This window comes from Mesorhizobium sp. P2_F8, assembly GCF_056403655.1.
Genome location: NZ_JBFUFB010000004.1, coordinates 492,760 through 507,685, shown reverse-complemented (window position 1 = coordinate 507,685; position 14,926 = coordinate 492,760). Strand labels below are relative to the sequence as shown.

Annotated in this window: 13 protein-coding genes; 6 read left to right on the top strand and 7 right to left on the bottom strand. The window is 64.8% G+C overall.

What is annotated here, in order from left to right:
* Positions 1-9: 9 nt before the first annotated feature.
* From nagA to AC1DZP_RS13220, 4 genes are read right to left on the bottom strand one after another with little or no spacing between them, the layout of a single operon-like run.
* On the bottom strand, positions 10-1,185 hold the full coding sequence (nagA, locus tag AC1DZP_RS13235; protein WP_477302847.1) for an N-acetylglucosamine-6-phosphate deacetylase: 1,176 nt from the start codon (positions 1,183-1,185) through the stop codon (positions 10-12).
* Positions 1,182-2,216 (bottom strand): SIS domain-containing protein, encoded by a 1,035-nt coding sequence (locus tag AC1DZP_RS13230; protein ID WP_477302964.1) that lies wholly within the window; start codon positions 2,214-2,216, stop codon positions 1,182-1,184. The genes nagA and AC1DZP_RS13230 overlap by 4 nt, the downstream gene beginning before the upstream one ends.
* 50 nt (positions 2,217-2,266) lie before the next feature.
* The gene (locus AC1DZP_RS13225) at positions 2,267-3,049 is read right to left on the bottom strand and encodes a GntR family transcriptional regulator (protein ID WP_457150526.1); all 783 of its coding nucleotides are present in this window, start codon (positions 3,047-3,049) and stop codon (positions 2,267-2,269) included.
* Positions 3,046-3,927, bottom strand: coding sequence for a glucosamine kinase nucleotide-binding domain-containing protein (locus AC1DZP_RS13220; protein ID WP_477302845.1), 882 nt, complete (start codon positions 3,925-3,927; stop codon positions 3,046-3,048). Before AC1DZP_RS13220 ends, AC1DZP_RS13225 begins: the two co-directional genes overlap by 4 nt.
* 198 nt (positions 3,928-4,125) lie before the next feature.
* Here AC1DZP_RS13220 and AC1DZP_RS13215 point away from each other — a divergent pair, with 198 nt between their 5' ends.
* The 6 genes from AC1DZP_RS13215 to AC1DZP_RS13190 all read left to right on the top strand — a co-directional run bounded on the left by AC1DZP_RS13215 (position 4,126) and on the right by AC1DZP_RS13190 (position 10,454).
* On the top strand, positions 4,126-5,085 hold the full coding sequence (locus AC1DZP_RS13215; RefSeq protein WP_477302843.1) for an N-acetylmuramic acid 6-phosphate etherase: 960 nt from the start codon (positions 4,126-4,128) through the stop codon (positions 5,083-5,085).
* A gap of 2 nt (positions 5,086-5,087) precedes the next feature.
* Positions 5,088-6,347 (top strand): ABC transporter substrate-binding protein, encoded by a 1,260-nt coding sequence (locus AC1DZP_RS13210; RefSeq protein WP_477224935.1) that lies wholly within the window; start codon positions 5,088-5,090, stop codon positions 6,345-6,347.
* 255 nt (positions 6,348-6,602) lie between these two features.
* Positions 6,603-7,532, top strand: a complete 930-nt coding sequence (locus tag AC1DZP_RS13205; RefSeq protein WP_477224936.1) for a carbohydrate ABC transporter permease — start codon at positions 6,603-6,605, stop codon at positions 7,530-7,532.
* 10 nt (positions 7,533-7,542) lie between these two features.
* On the top strand, positions 7,543-8,382 hold the full coding sequence (locus AC1DZP_RS13200; protein WP_477302841.1) for a carbohydrate ABC transporter permease: 840 nt from the start codon (positions 7,543-7,545) through the stop codon (positions 8,380-8,382).
* Positions 8,379-9,440: a Gfo/Idh/MocA family protein gene (locus AC1DZP_RS13195; RefSeq protein WP_477302839.1), complete on the top strand. Its 1,062-nt coding sequence runs from the start codon at positions 8,379-8,381 to the stop codon at positions 9,438-9,440. The genes AC1DZP_RS13200 and AC1DZP_RS13195 overlap by 4 nt, the downstream gene beginning before the upstream one ends.
* 15 nt (positions 9,441-9,455) lie before the next feature.
* The gene (locus tag AC1DZP_RS13190) at positions 9,456-10,454 is read left to right on the top strand and encodes an ABC transporter ATP-binding protein (protein WP_457150532.1); all 999 of its coding nucleotides are present in this window, start codon (positions 9,456-9,458) and stop codon (positions 10,452-10,454) included.
* Positions 10,455-10,622: 168 nt separating this feature from the next.
* Here the strand turns inward: AC1DZP_RS13190 and AC1DZP_RS13185 are convergent, their stop codons facing one another.
* The 3 genes from AC1DZP_RS13185 to AC1DZP_RS13175 all read right to left on the bottom strand — a co-directional run bounded on the left by AC1DZP_RS13185 (position 10,623) and on the right by AC1DZP_RS13175 (position 14,876).
* Positions 10,623-11,468 (bottom strand): fumarylacetoacetate hydrolase family protein, encoded by an 846-nt coding sequence (locus AC1DZP_RS13185; protein ID WP_477302837.1) that lies wholly within the window; start codon positions 11,466-11,468, stop codon positions 10,623-10,625.
* A 25-nt stretch (positions 11,469-11,493) separates the two neighbouring features.
* Positions 11,494-12,225, bottom strand: coding sequence for an SDR family oxidoreductase (locus AC1DZP_RS13180; RefSeq protein WP_477224938.1), 732 nt, complete (start codon positions 12,223-12,225; stop codon positions 11,494-11,496).
* Positions 12,226-12,503: 278 nt separating this feature from the next.
* Positions 12,504-14,876 carry an aldehyde dehydrogenase family protein gene (locus AC1DZP_RS13175; RefSeq protein WP_477302835.1) on the bottom strand — a complete coding sequence of 791 codons (2,373 nt, stop codon included), beginning with the start codon at positions 14,874-14,876 and terminating at the stop codon, positions 12,504-12,506.
* Between the last annotated feature and the right edge of the window lie 50 nt (positions 14,877-14,926).

The following is a 14,926-nucleotide window of genomic DNA, read 5'->3' as shown; positions in this document are numbered from 1 at the left end:
GGCCTGATATCACCCAGCGCTGTTGGAGCCCGCAAAAACCTTCCCGCCGCCGATCCAGACGCCTCTGATGTCGAGATCGTCCGACAGCGCAACGATATCGGCTGCCGTGCCGTTGGCAAAGCGCCCGAGCCGGTGCGACTGGCCGATCGCTTGCGCGGGATAGAGCGAAGCCATGCGCAAGGCCTCGGAAAGCTCGACCCCGACGACGCGGTGGATGAACCGAACGGCCGAGATCATGTCGAGATCGGCACCCGCAAGCGTTCCGTCTGCAAGCCGCAGGCTGCCATCCCTGCGGTAGATGGTGCGGCCGTTGAGCGTGAACGAGGTCATGTCGGTGCCGATCGGCGCCATGGCGTCGGTGACCAGCACGATTTTGGCCGGTCCCTGCTTGGCGCGCAACGCGATCTTGATGGTGGCGGGATCGACATGGATGCCGTCGGCGATGAGGCCGGCCGACAGGGAGCCGATATCGATGGCGGCGCCAGCCAGCCCGGGCTCGCGGTTGCCGATCTGGCTCATGGCGTTGAACAGATGCGTGACCATCGAGGCGCCGGCCGCGGCAAAGGTGCTGGCCGTGGCGTAGCCGGTGTCGGAATGGCCGAGGCTGACGATGACGCCGGCCCTGGTCAGCGCCGAGACCCGAGCCGGTTCGACGGATTCCGGTGCGATGGTGGTCAAAAGAACCGGCAGTTTCTGCCGCGCCGCGATCAGCTTCGCCTGGTCAGCGTCCAGCATCGGCCGGATCAGCGCTGGATCATGCGCGCCCTTGCGGGCGATCGACAGATGCGGGCCTTCGAGATGCAGGCCGAGGAAACCCGGCAGCTTGCGCAGCGTCGCGGCTTCGCCGGCGGCGACGGCGGCGGCGGTGATGTCGGGCGTATCGGTGATCAGCGTCACAAGCAACGCCGTCGTGCCGAAGGGCGCATGCGCCCGGCAGATGGTATCGAGCGAGGCGACATCAGGGTGGTCGTTGAGCATGACGCCGCCGCCGCCATTGACCTGCAGGTCGACGAAGCCGGGCGCCAGCATGCCGCCGCCGGTCTCGACGATGCGGATATCGGAGGCAATGGCGCCGGCGGGCAGGATGGCCTCGACGAGGCCGTCGCGGACGACGAGTGCTGCGCCGTCGTGCCAGTCGTCGCCGTCGAAAATGCGGGCGCCAGTCAGGGCGAAACGGTCGCTCATACGGTCTCCGTCACCTTGCGAAGATTGCGCGGCGTGTCCGGATCGAGGCCGCGATGGCGGGCAAACGCCTCGACGAACATGTAGAAGGAGACGATCAGCGTCAGCGGATCGGTCAGCGGATGGCCCGTGGCGACATGCGGCAGGCGCACGGCGCGCTGGGCAAGTGCGGAGGTGACGAACACCGGCGCACCCTTGGCCGCCAGGCTGTCGGCGGCCTCGGCAACGGAAGGCTCCGATGCGTCACGCGCGGCCAGCGCCAGCACCGGAAAGTCCGGGCCGATCAGCGCCAGCGGGCCATGCATGACTTCGGCCGCACTGTAGGCCTCGGCATGCATGCCGCAGGTCTCCTTGAACTTCAGCGCCGCCTCGTTGGCCATCGCCGCCGACGGGCCGCGGCCGAGGATGAACAGCGACTTCTGCTTTTCGATCGTTTCGGCCAGCACCGTCATCCAGTCGCAGGCGATCGCCTTGCGGAAATGCTCGGGCAATTCGAAGAGCGCCGCCAGCAGCGCCTCGTCTCCAGTGGCATGCGCCATCAGGCCAAGACCGGCGACGGCGGAATTGATGAAGGTCTTGGTCGCCGCGACGCTGCGCTCCGGTCCGGCCAGGATATCGATCGCATAGTCCGAGGCACGCGCCAGCGGCGAATCGGCGGTGTTGGTGATGGCGATGGTCAGCGCGCCGCCGGCTCGCGCCGTTTCGGCCATGGCGACGATGTCGGGGCTCTTGCCCGACTGCGAGATCGCCAGGCAGGCCGAACCGCCGAGCCTGAGCTCGGCTCCATAGATCGAGGCGATCGACGGACCGACCGATGCGACGGCAAGGCCCGCGGTCAGCTCGACGGCATATTTCATGAAGGTCGCTGCATGGTCGGACGAACCGCGCGCCACGGTGACGACGAATTGCGGGTCGCGTTCGCGGATGCCGCGCCCGGCCTCGGTCAGCACGGTGCCGGAGCCGTCGAGCAGGCGGGCGACGGCCAGCGGGATCTCCTCGATCTCGCGCCGCATATGGGTCATCCCAGCCGACATGGTCGGCTCAGCCGACGGGGTCGGTTCATTCGGCATTGTCGGCTCTGTGGTCATGGTCGGCCCTCTTCGCTCGGCCCTGTCAGCCGCAGTTCGGCGACGAAATCATAGGCGTCGCCTCTGTAGATGGAACGGGTGAATTCGATCACCTTGCCGCTCGCCAGATAGGAGATGCGTTCGATGTGCAGGCCGGCAATCCCCGGCGGCACCTCGAGCAGGCGCGCGTCGCCGTCGCCGAGGTTGGCGGCGGAGATGCGCTGCACCGCCCGCACCGGCCGGTTGCCGGTCAATTCCAGGGCCGCATAGAGCGAGGAACCTATTCCCGCCGGGTCGGGCAGCACGCTGGCCGACAGCGAGGCGCGTTCGATCGCCAGCGGCGTGTCGTTGGCGATGCGCAGGCGCGCCACCCGCGCCACCAGTTCGTTCGACGACAGGCCGAGCACCATCATCTCGTCGGGCGAGGGCGCGTAAAGGCCGCGGTCGAGCCAGGCCGAACGCACCGCCATGCCGCGCCGCGCCATGTCCTCGGTAAACGAGGTCAGCCGTGACAGCGACTGCTCAACGCGCTCCATGCGCGGCGCCACGAACGTGCCGGAGCCATGGCGTTGCACCAGAATGCCGCCCTTGACCAAATCCTGCACCGCCTTGCGCACGGTGACGCGCGAAATGTCGGCCTTGCTGGCGATGTCACGCTCCGAGGGCAGTGCGTCGCCCGGTCCGATCAGACCGCGATTGACGGCGTCCTCGATGCTTTTCCTGAGTTGCAGATAAAGCGGCGCACCGCTTTGCGACGACTGTTTCAGCATGGCGAAGATCTGGTCGGCGGCATCGTTCATCGAGCCGCCTCCACTGTCCCGGCGAAAAGCCGGGCCGCCATCTGCACGGCGCCGCCCAGCGCATCGTCGAGCGGCGGCTTCAGCAGCGCCCGGTAGCGGGCCGACAGGCGCGGCGCGTAAAGCGGCGCCAGCCCGCCGAGCAGGCACAGCGGAGCGTCATCCGCAAGGTCGAGCGCGCCGAGCGCGGCTTCGACATCGGCGACGACCCTGTCCAGGATCCAGTTGGCGACGCTGTCGCCCTTTTCGGCATGCTCGAACACCTTGGGCGCGAAGCCGCCGAAATCGCCGGGCTTGGCATTGGTGGTGAATTCGACCACGTCCTGCGGATTGTTGCGGAACACCGCAAGCATGCTCTGCGTCAGCGGCGAACCTTCGCGGACGCCGTCATAGGCAAGCAGCGTCTGTTCGAGCAGGTCGCGGCCGATGCGGGCGCCGCTACCCTGGTCGCCGACTTGAAAGCCCCAGCCACCGATGGCGCGCGATTTGCCGTTCTTGCGCGCCATATAGGCGGTGCCGGTGCCGAGGATGGCCATGGCGCCGTCGCCGGAGCCGACAGCCCCTTCCAGCGCGATCTCGGCGTCGGTCTCGACACGGCTGATGCTGAACGGCAGGATCGCTTCGAGCTGCTGCCGGTAGGTGCCGACATTGGCGCCGGCAAGGCCGAGAATGGCCGGCGTCTGCGGGATCAACTCCGGATCCTGTCGGGCGGCAATGAACGCCTGCCTCGCCGCCTCGACGATGTTCGACCGGGCGCCGGTGAGATCGGTGCGGATGTTTGCGGCGCCGCTCTTGGCGCGGCCAATGACGGCACCATCCGCGGTTGCCAGGGCGGCCCTGCAGCTGGTGCCGCCGCCATCGATACCGAGCACGAAATTCACGCGATTTCTCCTCCTGGCGGATAATACCAATAAAATACCAATAGCCAAGAGTTAATTTCCGTTTCAAAAAAATTAAGCCGTATTTTATTGAAAAACCTAGGCATTTCGTCGGCTGAGCAATTTCCGACCAGCGAATTCGTTAATGCATGTGGACAAGTGGTATTTTTTTGGTATTGTTTCCGCATTGGAGGAACCGGGATGGCCGAAACGCGCACCGAAGCGCTTCACCAAAATGCCGAGGGGCTGGATATCCAGGCCCCGGACGCCATCCTTTCTTATTTGGCCGACGCGCAGATCGAGGCTGCAAAAGTCGTGCGCCACGCCATTCCCTCCATCGCCAAGGCGGCCGAGATCATCGCCGGCAGGTTGAACGGCGGCGGCAAGCTTGCCTATGCCGCGGCCGGCAGTTCAGGCCTGATGGCGCTGGCCGATGCGCTTGAACTTCCGGGCACCTTCGGCATTCACCGCGACCGCATCGCCATCCTGATCGCCGGCGGCGACGAAGCCTTCCGGACATTGGCCGGCGGTCCAGAGGACGACGCCGAGGAGGCGGCAGCAGCCGTCATCAATGCTGGCATCGGCAAGGGCGATTGCCTGATCGCCATTTCGGCCAGCGGCACGACGCCCTATGCGGTGCGGGCCATCGAGGAAGCCGCCAATCGCGGGGCCGCCACCATCGGCATCGCCAACAACCGGGACTCGGCTCTGCTGCGGCAGGCCGAAACCGCCATCCTGCTCGAAACGCCGCCGGAACTGATTGCCGGCTCGACGCGCATGGGCGCCGGCACCGCCCAGAAGATCGCGCTCAACATGCTGTCGACGCTGACCGCCGTCCATCTCGGCCATGTGCATGACGGCTACATGGTCAACCTGATGGCCGACAACATCAAGCTGCGCGACCGCGCAGCGCGCATCGTCGCCGCAGTCAGCGGGCGCGGCAGGGACGAAGCGGCGCGCCTGCTCGAGAAGAGCGGCGGCGCGGTCAAGACCGCCATTCTGCTCGCCGCCGGCGCCGACAGCGCCGATGCGGCGGAGAAACTGCTGGAAGGAACCGGCCAGAAGCTGAGGCCGGCGCTTTCCGCGATCGAGGGGAGCAAGGGGCGCGCAGCCTCTGTTCTCATCAAAACCGAACCTGAAAAAGGTCAACAGGGAGACTGAGCATGACAACGAAACTACTGACGGCACTGCTTCTGGGCACCAGCATTCTCGGCTCGGCTGGGGTGGCTAATGCTGCAGACGTAACGCTCAACATCGAAAGCTGGCGCGGTGACGACCTTGCCATCTGGAAGGACAAGCTGATCCCGGCCTTCGAAGCCAAGAACCCGGGTATCAAGGTGGTGTTCGCACCTTCGGCGCCGACCGAGTATGACGCCGCCCTTGGCGCCAAGCTCGCCGCCGGCTCTGCGGGCGACCTAATCACCTGCCGCCCGTTCGACAAGTCGCTTGAACTGTTCAAGAAGGGCAACCTTGCCGACCTCTCGGCGCTGCCCGGCATGGACAATTTCTCGCCGGTGGCCAAGTCCGCCTGGCAGACCGACGACGGCAAGGCGAGCTTCTGCGTGCCGATGGCCTCGGTCATCCACGGCTTCATCTACAACAAGGACGCCTTCGACAAGCTCGGCATCAAGGTGCCGGAGACCCGCGACGAGTTCTTCGCCGCGCTCGACAAGATCAAGGCCGACGGCACCTACATCCCGATGGCGATGGGCACCAAGGATCTGTGGGAAGCCGCGACCATGGGCTACCAGAACATCGGCCCCAACTACTGGAAGGGCGAGGACGGCCGCGCTGCGTTGATCAAGGGCGACCAGAAGCTGACCGACAAGGACTGGGTCGCGCCGTATGAGGAACTGGCCAAGTGGAAGCCTTATCTCGGCGACGGCTTCGAGGCGCAGACCTATCCAGACAGCCAGAACCTGTTCACGCTTGGCCGCGCCGCCATCTACCCGGCCGGTTCTTGGGAAATCGGCCTGTTCAACACCCAGGCCCAGTTCAAGATGGGCGCCTTCCCGCCGCCGGTCGAGAAAGCCGGCGACACCTGCTACATCTCCGACCATACCGATATCGGCATGGGTCTGAATGCGGCTTCGAAGAACGCAGATGCGGCCAAGACCTTCCTGTCCTGGGTCGCCTCGCCGGACTTCGCCACCATCTACGCCAACGCGCTGCCGGGCTTCTTCAGCCTGAACTCCTCGCCGGTGAAGATGGCAGACCCGCTGGCCCAGGAATTCGTCTCCTGGCGCGGCAAGTGCAAGTCGACGATCCGCTCGACCTACCAGATCCTGTCGCGTGGCACGCCGAACCTCGAAAACGAGACGTGGGTTGAATCGGCCAACGTCATCAACGGCACCGACACCCCGGAAGCTGCGGCCAAGAAGCTGCAGACCGGCCTCGACAGCTGGTACAAGCCGGCGAAGTAAGAGCTCAGGCAACGAGATCGGCCGGGCGTACGCCTGGCCGGTCTCGGACTACCCTGGTTCTTCAGATTGCGCCCGTTCAGATAGCGATTGTCGGCACCGCCTCTCGGCCTTACCCTTGCTTTTCATGGGGAAGGCTAGCTGATCAGTCGCAGGCCTTTGTTCTTGCCGCACGGGGCAAGAATGTTCGGGCCGTGCATCGAGGCATCATCTAGATCAACACCCATTTGGAACCGAGAGACGGCGGGGACCGAACTCATGGCCGCAGACACACGACCGAAAAGACCGTTCCGTTGGCACATTGGCGTCTTCCTGGCGCCGGCGGTGCTTGTCTATACGGCGATCATGATCCTGCCGCTGGCCGGCACGCTGCAGCTGTCGCTGTTCCGCAACATCGAGCAGCACCAGGTCTTCGTCGGGCTGGAGAACTTCCGCACGCTGTTCGGCGACCCCAACTGGTCGGTGAATTTCTGGAATGCGCTCCGGAACAACACCTGGTTCTTCATCATCCACATGTTGGTGCAGAACCCGATCGGCGTCATGCTGGCCGCACTTCTGTCCAGCCCGAGACTGAGATTTGCCGCCTTCTACCGCACGGCAATCTTCGTGCCGACCATCTTGTCCTTCGTCATYGTCGGCTTCGCCTGGAAGCTGATCCTGTCGCCGCTGTGGGGCGTGGCGCCGCATCTGCTCGATCTCGTCGGCCTGAAAAGCCTGTTCACGCCGTGGCTGGGCAAGGAAGAATACGCGCTGACGGCGCTCAGCCTGATCTCGGTGTGGCAGTTCGTCGGCATCCCGATGATGCTGATCTATGCCGCCCTGCTGTCGATCCCCGAAGAGGTGATCGAGGCCGCCGAATGCGACGGAATCACCGGCATGTCGCAGTTCTGGAAGATCAAGCTGCCGCTGATCCTGCCGTCGATCGGCATCATCTCGATCCTCACCTTCGTCGGCAATTTCAACGCCTTCGACCTGATCTACACCGCGCAAGGCGCGCTCGCCGGGCCGAACTATTCGACCGATATTCTCGGCACTTTCCTCTACCGCGCCTTCTTCGGCTTCCAGTTGCAGGTCGGCGACCCCAACATGGGCGCGGCGATCGCCACGATGATGTTCCTGATCATCCTCGGCGGCGTCTGCGTCTATCTCTTCCTCGTGCAGACGCGCCTGCGTCGCTACCAGTTCTGAGGAGCAAGAGATGAGCACCGCCACCCATTCCCTGCCCCGCACCATCGGCGCCCACGCGATCCTGCTGACCTATACGGCGATCGCGCTGTTTCCCGTGATCCTCGTCATCATGAATTCGTTCAAGTCCCGCGCCGGCATCTTCGGCGCGCCGCTGACGCCGCCGACGCCAAAAACCTTCGACCTGATCGGCTACACCACCGTCATCGGCCAGGGCGATTTCATCCACTATTTCCACAACAGCCTCGTCGTCACCGTCGCTTCGCTGTTCTTCGTGCTTCTGTTCGGCGCCATGGCCGCCTTCGCGCTGTCGGAATACCGCTTTCGCGGCAACTCGCTGATGGGGCTCTATCTGGCGCTCGGCATCATGATCCCGATCCGCCTCGGCACCGTCGCCATCCTGCAGCTGATGGTGGCGAGCGGTCTGGTCAACACGCTGACGGCGCTGATCCTGGTCTACACCGCGCAAGGCCTGCCGCTCGCCATCTTCATCCTGTCGGAATTCATGAAGCAGGTGTCCGACGACCTGAAGAACGCCGGCCGCATCGACGGCCTGTCCGAATACACCATCTTCTTCCGGCTGGTGCTGCCGCTGGTCAGGCCATCGATGGCGACCGTCGCCGTCTTCACCATGATCCCGATCTGGAACGATCTGTGGTTCCCGCTGATCCTGGCGCCGTCGGAAGAGACCAAGACGGTGACGCTCGGCGCGCAGCTGTTCCTCGGCCAGTTCGTCACCAACTGGAACGCCATCCTGGCTGCGCTCTCGCTGGCGATCATGCCGGTGCTGATCCTCTACGTCATCTTCTCGCGGCAGCTGATCCGCGGCATCACCTCGGGAGCCGTCAAGTGAGTTCGCAGACACCCCTTCGCGTCGTCGTCGCCGGCCTCGGCAATATGGGTCGCAGCCATGCGCTGGCCTATCACACCAATCCGGGCTTCCAGATCTCGGCACTGGTCAATCGCTCCGACGTGCCGCTGCCGGACGGGCTTTCCTCCTACGGCATCAGGCGCTCCTTCGACGAGGCGTTGCGCGACGAAAAGCCCGATGTCGCCTGCATCGCCACCTACTCCGACAGCCATGCCGACTATGCGGTGAAGGCCTTCGAGGCCGGCTGCCATGTCTTCGTCGAAAAGCCATTGGCAACGACGGTGGCCGATGCCAAACGCGTCGTCGCGGCGGCAAGGGCGAATGGCAGGAAGCTGGTGATCGGCTACATCCTGCGCCACCATCCGTCCTGGATCAGGCTGATCGCCGAGGCGCGCAAGCTCGGCGGCCCCTACGTCTTCCGCATGAATTTGAACCAGCAATCCTCCGGCCATACCTGGGAGACGCACAAGCAGTTGATGCAGACGACGTCGCCTATCGTCGACTGCGGCGTCCACTATCTCGACGTGATGCTGCAGATCACCGACGCCAGGCCGGTCGAGGTGCGCGGCATGGGGTTGCGGCTGACCGAGGAGGTTGCCTCGTCGATGTACAATTACGGCCATCTGCAGGTGCTGTTCGATGACGGTTCGGTCGGCTGGTACGAAGCCGGCTGGGGGCCGATGATTTCGGAAACGGCCTTCTTCGTGAAGGACGTCATTTCGCCCAATGGCTGCGTGTCGATCGTCATGAAGGAGGGTGTGAAGTCCGATGACATCGATACCCACACCAAGACCTCGACCATTCGCCTGCACAGTGCGGCGACCGGCCCGGACGGCAAGTTCGCCAAGCCGGACGAAATGCTGTCGATGGCGGGCGAGCCGGGCCATCAGGACCTCTGCGATCTCGAACAGGCCTTCGTGCTGAAGGCGATCCGCGAGGATATCGACCTCACCAGGCACATGGACGACGCGGTGAAATCGCTCGCCGTCTGCCTTGCCGCAGACGAGAGCGTGCGCAGCGGCGCAGCCGTCAAACTCTAGAACAGGGACGAAGCCGTGGGCTCGCTGAACATCGAGAACGTGAAGAAGGCCTTCGGGCCGGTCGAGGTGCTGAAGGGCATCAACCTCGAGGTGACGGACGGCGAATTCGTCGTCTTCGTCGGCCCGTCGGGCTGCGGCAAGTCGACCTTGCTCCGGGTCATTGCCGGACTGGAGGATTCGACCTCGGGCCGGGTCGTCATCGACGGCCAGGACGTGTCCGTCACGCCGCCGGCCAAGCGCGGCATCGCCATGGTGTTCCAGACCTATGCGCTCTACCCGCATCTGACGGTGAAGAACAATATGGGCCTCGGGCTGAAACAGGCGGGCACGCCGGCGGCCGAGATCGACCGCCGCATTGGCATTGCCTCCTCGATGCTGTCGCTGGAGCCCTATCTCGAAAGGCGGCCGGCCGAACTCTCCGGCGGCCAGCGCCAGCGCGTCGCCATCGGCCGCGCCGTGGTGCGCGAGCCCAAGCTTTTTCTCTTCGACGAGCCGCTGTCGAATCTTGATGCTGCATTGCGCGTCAACACGCGGCTGGAGATCGCGCAGCTGCACCGCCGGCTGAAGGCGACGATGATCTACGTCACCCACGACCAGGTCGAGGCGATGACGCTGGCCGACAAGATCGTGGTGCTGAACGCCGGCCGGATCGAGCAGATCGGCGGCCCGATGGAACTCTACAATTCGCCGGCGAATGAGTTCGTCGCCGGCTTCATCGGCTCGCCGAAGATGAACTTCGTCGACGGCGCCAGGCTTGGTGAAACCGCCAAGACCATCGGCGTACGGCCGGAGCATCTGACCGTCGACCCGAAATCCGGCGCCTGGAAGGGCACGGTCGTCCACGCCGAGCATCTCGGCGCCGACACCAATCTCTATCTCGACTGCGAGAAGGCCGGCCTGATCACCGTGCGCATCTTCGGTGTCTACGACGCCGAGCCGGGCGCCACGCTCTATGCGACGCCGGACCCGGCCAAGACCTATCGGTTTGGCGCTGATGGGAAGGTGCTGAAGTAGCGGCTGAACGCTTGGGTCGGCGCTGCCCCTCACCCTTACCCTCTCCCTGTGAAGAACGGGGAGAGGGGGTCGGCGGCGTTGGAGCGCTTCCCTTCTCCCCGTCACTAAACGGGGAGAAGGTGCCGGCAGGCGGATGAGGGGCGGCGCAAACTTATCGAACTTAAGTGCTCAAGCGTCAGCCTTGAACGTCTGCTTCTGCTGGCCAAGGCCCTCGATGCCGAGCTCGACAACATCACCGGCCTTCAAGAACACCGGCGGCTTCATGCCCAGCCCGACGCCGGGTGGGGTGCCGGTCGAGATGATGTCGCCGGGGTGTAGCGACATGAACTGACTGAGGTAGGAAACAAGGTATGCCACGCCATAGACCATGGTCTTGGTCGAGCCGTTCTGCATCGTCTTGCCGTTGACGGTCAGCCACATCTTGATGTTCTGCGGGTCGGCGACCTCGTCCTTGGTCACCAGCCACGGGCCGATCGGACCGAAGGTGTCGCAGGACTTGCCCTTGGTCCACTGGCCCTGCCGCTCGGCCTGGAAGGCGCGTTCAGAGACATCGTGGGCGACGCAATAGCCGGCGACATAGTCGAGCGCGTCGGCTTCGCTGACATATTTCGCCGTCTTGCCGATGACCACGGCCAGTTCGACTTCCCAGTCGGTCTTTACCGAGCCGCGCGGGATCAGCACGTCGTCGTCGGGCCCGACGATGGCCGAGCTTGCCTTCATGAAGATGATCGGCTCCGGCGGCACGGTGGCGCCGGTCTCGGCGGCGTGGTCGGAATAGTTGAGGCCGATGCAGATGAACTTGCCGGTGCCGGCAACGCAGGCGCCGATGCGGGGCTTGCCGGAAATCGCCGGCAGCGACTTCGGATCGAGTTTGGCCAGCGTCGCCAGCGATGCCGGATCGAGTGCCTTGCCGCCGATGTCGGCGACATGGCCGGTGAGATCACGGATCGTTCCATCCGCATCGAGCAGGCCGGGGCGTTCGCTCCCCGCCTCGCCATAGCGCAGCAGCTTCATGGTATGTCTCCTCAGTCGGTTTGGTTCAGATCGACCAGCCGCCGTCGATATTATAGGCCTGTCCGGACGTATAGGTAGCGCCGGCCAGATAGACGGCGAGATCGGCAATTTCCTCCGGCGTGCCGAGCCGGCCCATCGGCTGGCGGGCGATGAAGGCGGCGCGGGCGGCTTCGTAGTCGCCCTGCGCATGCATACGGTCCTGCAGCGACGGGCTCTCGACCGTGCCGGGGCAAATGGCATTGCAGCGAATGCCCTTGGCGACATAGTCGGCAGCGATTGCCTTGGTCAGGCCGATGACCGCAGCCTTGGTGACGCCATAGGCGAAGCGGTTCGGCACGCCCTTGCCGGCGCCGGCAACCGACGACATGTTGATGATCGATCCGTCGCCGCGCTCTAGCATGCCGGGCAGCACCGCTTTGATGGTGCGTATCATGGCGCGGACGTTGAGGTTGAAGGCGAAATCGAGATCGGCGTCCTTCATCTCGAGGATCGAGCCGGAATGGACGAAGCCGGCACAATTGAACAGCACGTCGACCTTGCCGATCTCGGCGAAGGCGGCGTTGACGGCATCGTCGTTGAGCACATCGAGCTTGCGGGTCTTGATGTCGGAGGTCTTGGCGAGCTCCGCCAGCAGCGCCTCGTTGATGTCGGTGGCGTAGACGACGGCACCTGCCTTGGCGAAGGCCAGTGCGCTCGCCTTGCCGATGCCTTGCGCCGCTGCCGTGACGACAACGACCTTGCCTGCCAGATCCGCCATGCTCTTCTCCTCGTCCGCTTGGGATCGTCCGGGTCTACCGGTGGTCGGCCACGGCGTCATGGGCCAGTCGGACGCCATCATGCGGCCTGCGCGCCTGTCAGCCCACAGATAAAGATGTTTTTTCTCGTTAAAGAACATGCATACGGGCGTCAAGTCCGAACACGATCACCATCGCGGCAGCGGCGTCGAAACTGCCCAAAGCACACGACGCGCTTTGGTTCCCTGTCTTCATCCATGTCGTGTCCCAAAACCAGCTGACGCTTTTTGGGCGACATGCATCAGTCGCCGTAAGGCACCCAGACGTTCTTGACCTCCACGGCGCGGCGCAGGAAGGCATCGCCGGCCGCCTCGTCGGCCGCCCAGTCGAGGCCGCGGCCATTGCCGCTCCAGACGCGCTTGAGGTTGCCGATCGACTCGGCCTCCGCCTTGGCGCAGGTGTCGGCATCGGCAAACACCCAGAGCCCGTCGACATCGTCATGCTTGGCCAGCACAGCGGCGAGTTCGGCCGTTCGGCCGGTAACGATGTTGATGGCGCCGGCCGGAACGTCGGAATATTCGATGACCTGATAGAGGTCGGTGGCGACCAGCGGGTACCGCTCGGACGGCACCGCGACCACGGTGTTGCCCATGGCGAGCGCCGGTGCGACGAGCGAGATCAGGCCAAGCAGCGGTGACGCGTCGGGGGCGACGACGCCGACAACGCCGACCGGTTCGTGCAGCGCCAGTGTCACGGCACGTGCCGGCGGCTGGTGAACGCGGCCCTCGAACTTGTCGGCAAGGCCTGCATAGAGGAACAGCCGCTCGATCGACTGGTCGACCTCGTCGCGCGCTGCCTTGGGCGTAGCGCCGGTCAGCTCGGTGAGGCGGGCGGCAAACTCGCCGGCGCGTCCGGAAAGATTTTCGGCCAGATAGTAGAGCACCTGGGAGCGGTTGTAGGCGGTCGCTTCCGGCCAGGCTTTGCAGGCTCGCGCCGCCGAAACGGCGTCGCGGATATCCTTGCGGCTGCCGAGACCGACCTCGCCGGCAAGCTTGCCCTTGGCGGTGGCGACAGCCAGCGAATAGTTGCCGTCCGGCCGCACCTGCTTGCCGCCGATGAACAGCTTTGCCGTGCGGTCGATCGTATCGCCGTCGGATTGCTCGGCAGGTTGCGCGGAGACTGCCGCCGGCTTGATCACCGGGCCAAGTGGCAATTTGGCCGCCAGATATTCGAACATGCCTTCGCGCCCGCCTTCGCGGCCGAAACCGCTCTCGCGGTAGCCGCCGAAACCGCAGGCGGCGTCGAACATGTTGGTGCCGTTGACCCAGACAACGCCAGCCTTCAATTGCGGCGCGACATGCAAGGCGAGGTTGACGTTCTCGCTCCACACCGAGGCGGCCAGCCCATAGCGCGTGTTGTTGGCAAGCTCAATCGCTTCCTCGGTGTTGCGGAAGGTCATGGTCGCCAGCACCGGCCCGAACACTTCCTCTTGCGCCAAAATATTAGCCGGCGAAACACCGGTGGCGAGCGTCGGCAGATGGTAATAGCCGGAGGTAGGCAGCGCGGCGTCCGGCTGCCAGCACACAGCGCCCTGTCTGGCGCCCTCGGCAACCAGGCCCTTGACCCGGTCGAGCTGTGTGGCGTCGACCAGCGGGCCGATATCGGTGTTCTTGTCGAGCGGGCTGCCGACGCGCAGCCGGCTCATGCGTGTCTTGACCTTGGCGATGAGGGCATCGGCGATGCCTTCCTGCACCAGAAGCCGCGAACCGGCGCAGCAGACCTGGCCCTGGTTGAACCAGATGCCGTCGACCAGCCCTTCGACGGCGCTGTCGAGATCGGCGTCCTCGAAGACGATGAAGGCCGACTTGCCGCCAAGCTCCAGCGACAGTTTCTTCCCTGAACCCGCCGTAGCTTTCCTGATGATTTTGCCGACGTCCGACGAACCAGTGAAGGCGATCTTCTGGATGCCGGGGTGGTTGACGATGGCCGCACCGGCTTCCGGGCCGCCTTGGACGATGTTGACGACGCCCTTCGGCACGCCGGCACGTTCGCAGATTTCGGCGAACAGGATGGCGGTCAGCGGCGTGAATTCGGCCGGTTTCAGAACCACGGTGCAGCCGGCGGCAAGCGCCGGCGCGATCTTCCAGGCCAGCATCAGCAGCGGAAAATTCCACGGGATGATTTGGCCGACGACGCCGACACCCCTGTGGCCGGGGAAATCCCTGTCCAGCGCCTGCGCCCAGCCGGCATGGTGGATGAAATGGCGGATGGCCAGCGGCACGTCGATGTCGCGGCTTTCGCGGATCGGCTTGCCGTTGTCGATCGACTCCAGCACGGCGAACAGGCGCTGGTGGCGCTGCATGGCGCGGCCGATGGCATAGAGCACTTTCGCCCTGACATAGCCTGAAGACGCCGACCATTTCGGCAGCGCCTTGGCCGCGGCCGAGACCGCCGCGTCGATATCGGTGGCATTGGCGTCCGACACTTTGGCCAGCAGCTTGCCGGAGGAGGGCTCGCTGGTCTCGAAGGTCTTGCCGCCGGAAGCGGCTTTCCAGTCGCCGCCGATGAACAGCGCCTTGCCGAAGTCGCGCGCCGCAAGCCAGGCGTCGGCCTCGTTGCGGGCTTCCGGCGCCGGGCCGTACTCCATGGCGTGATAGCGGTCGAGAATGTTCATGGGGTTCCTCCTTCGCCTCCCCTCGTGGGGAGGGTCGATCGGCTAGGCTG

Excerpts from the sequence above, each read along its gene's own strand:
- nagA (WP_477302847.1), bottom strand. The coding sequence starts at position 1,185 with ATGAGCGACCGTTTCGCCCTGACTGGCGCCCGCATTTTCGACGGCGAC.
- AC1DZP_RS13230 (WP_477302964.1), bottom strand. The coding sequence starts at position 2,216 with ATGTCGGCTGGGATGACCCATATGCGGCGCGAGATCGAGGAGATCCCG.
- AC1DZP_RS13225 (WP_457150526.1), bottom strand. The coding sequence starts at position 3,049 with ATGAACGATGCCGCCGACCAGATCTTCGCCATGCTGAAACAGTCGTCG.
- AC1DZP_RS13215 (WP_477302843.1), top strand. The coding sequence starts at position 4,126 with ATGGCCGAAACGCGCACCGAAGCGCTTCACCAAAATGCCGAGGGGCTG.
- AC1DZP_RS13210 (WP_477224935.1), top strand. The coding sequence starts at position 5,088 with ATGACAACGAAACTACTGACGGCACTGCTTCTGGGCACCAGCATTCTC.
- AC1DZP_RS13200 (WP_477302841.1), top strand. The coding sequence starts at position 7,543 with ATGAGCACCGCCACCCATTCCCTGCCCCGCACCATCGGCGCCCACGCG.
- AC1DZP_RS13185 (WP_477302837.1), bottom strand. The coding sequence starts at position 11,468 with ATGAAGCTGCTGCGCTATGGCGAGGCGGGGAGCGAACGCCCCGGCCTG.
- AC1DZP_RS13180 (WP_477224938.1), bottom strand. The coding sequence starts at position 12,225 with ATGGCGGATCTGGCAGGCAAGGTCGTTGTCGTCACGGCAGCGGCGCAA.
- AC1DZP_RS13175 (WP_477302835.1), bottom strand. The coding sequence starts at position 14,876 with ATGAACATTCTCGACCGCTATCACGCCATGGAGTACGGCCCGGCGCCG.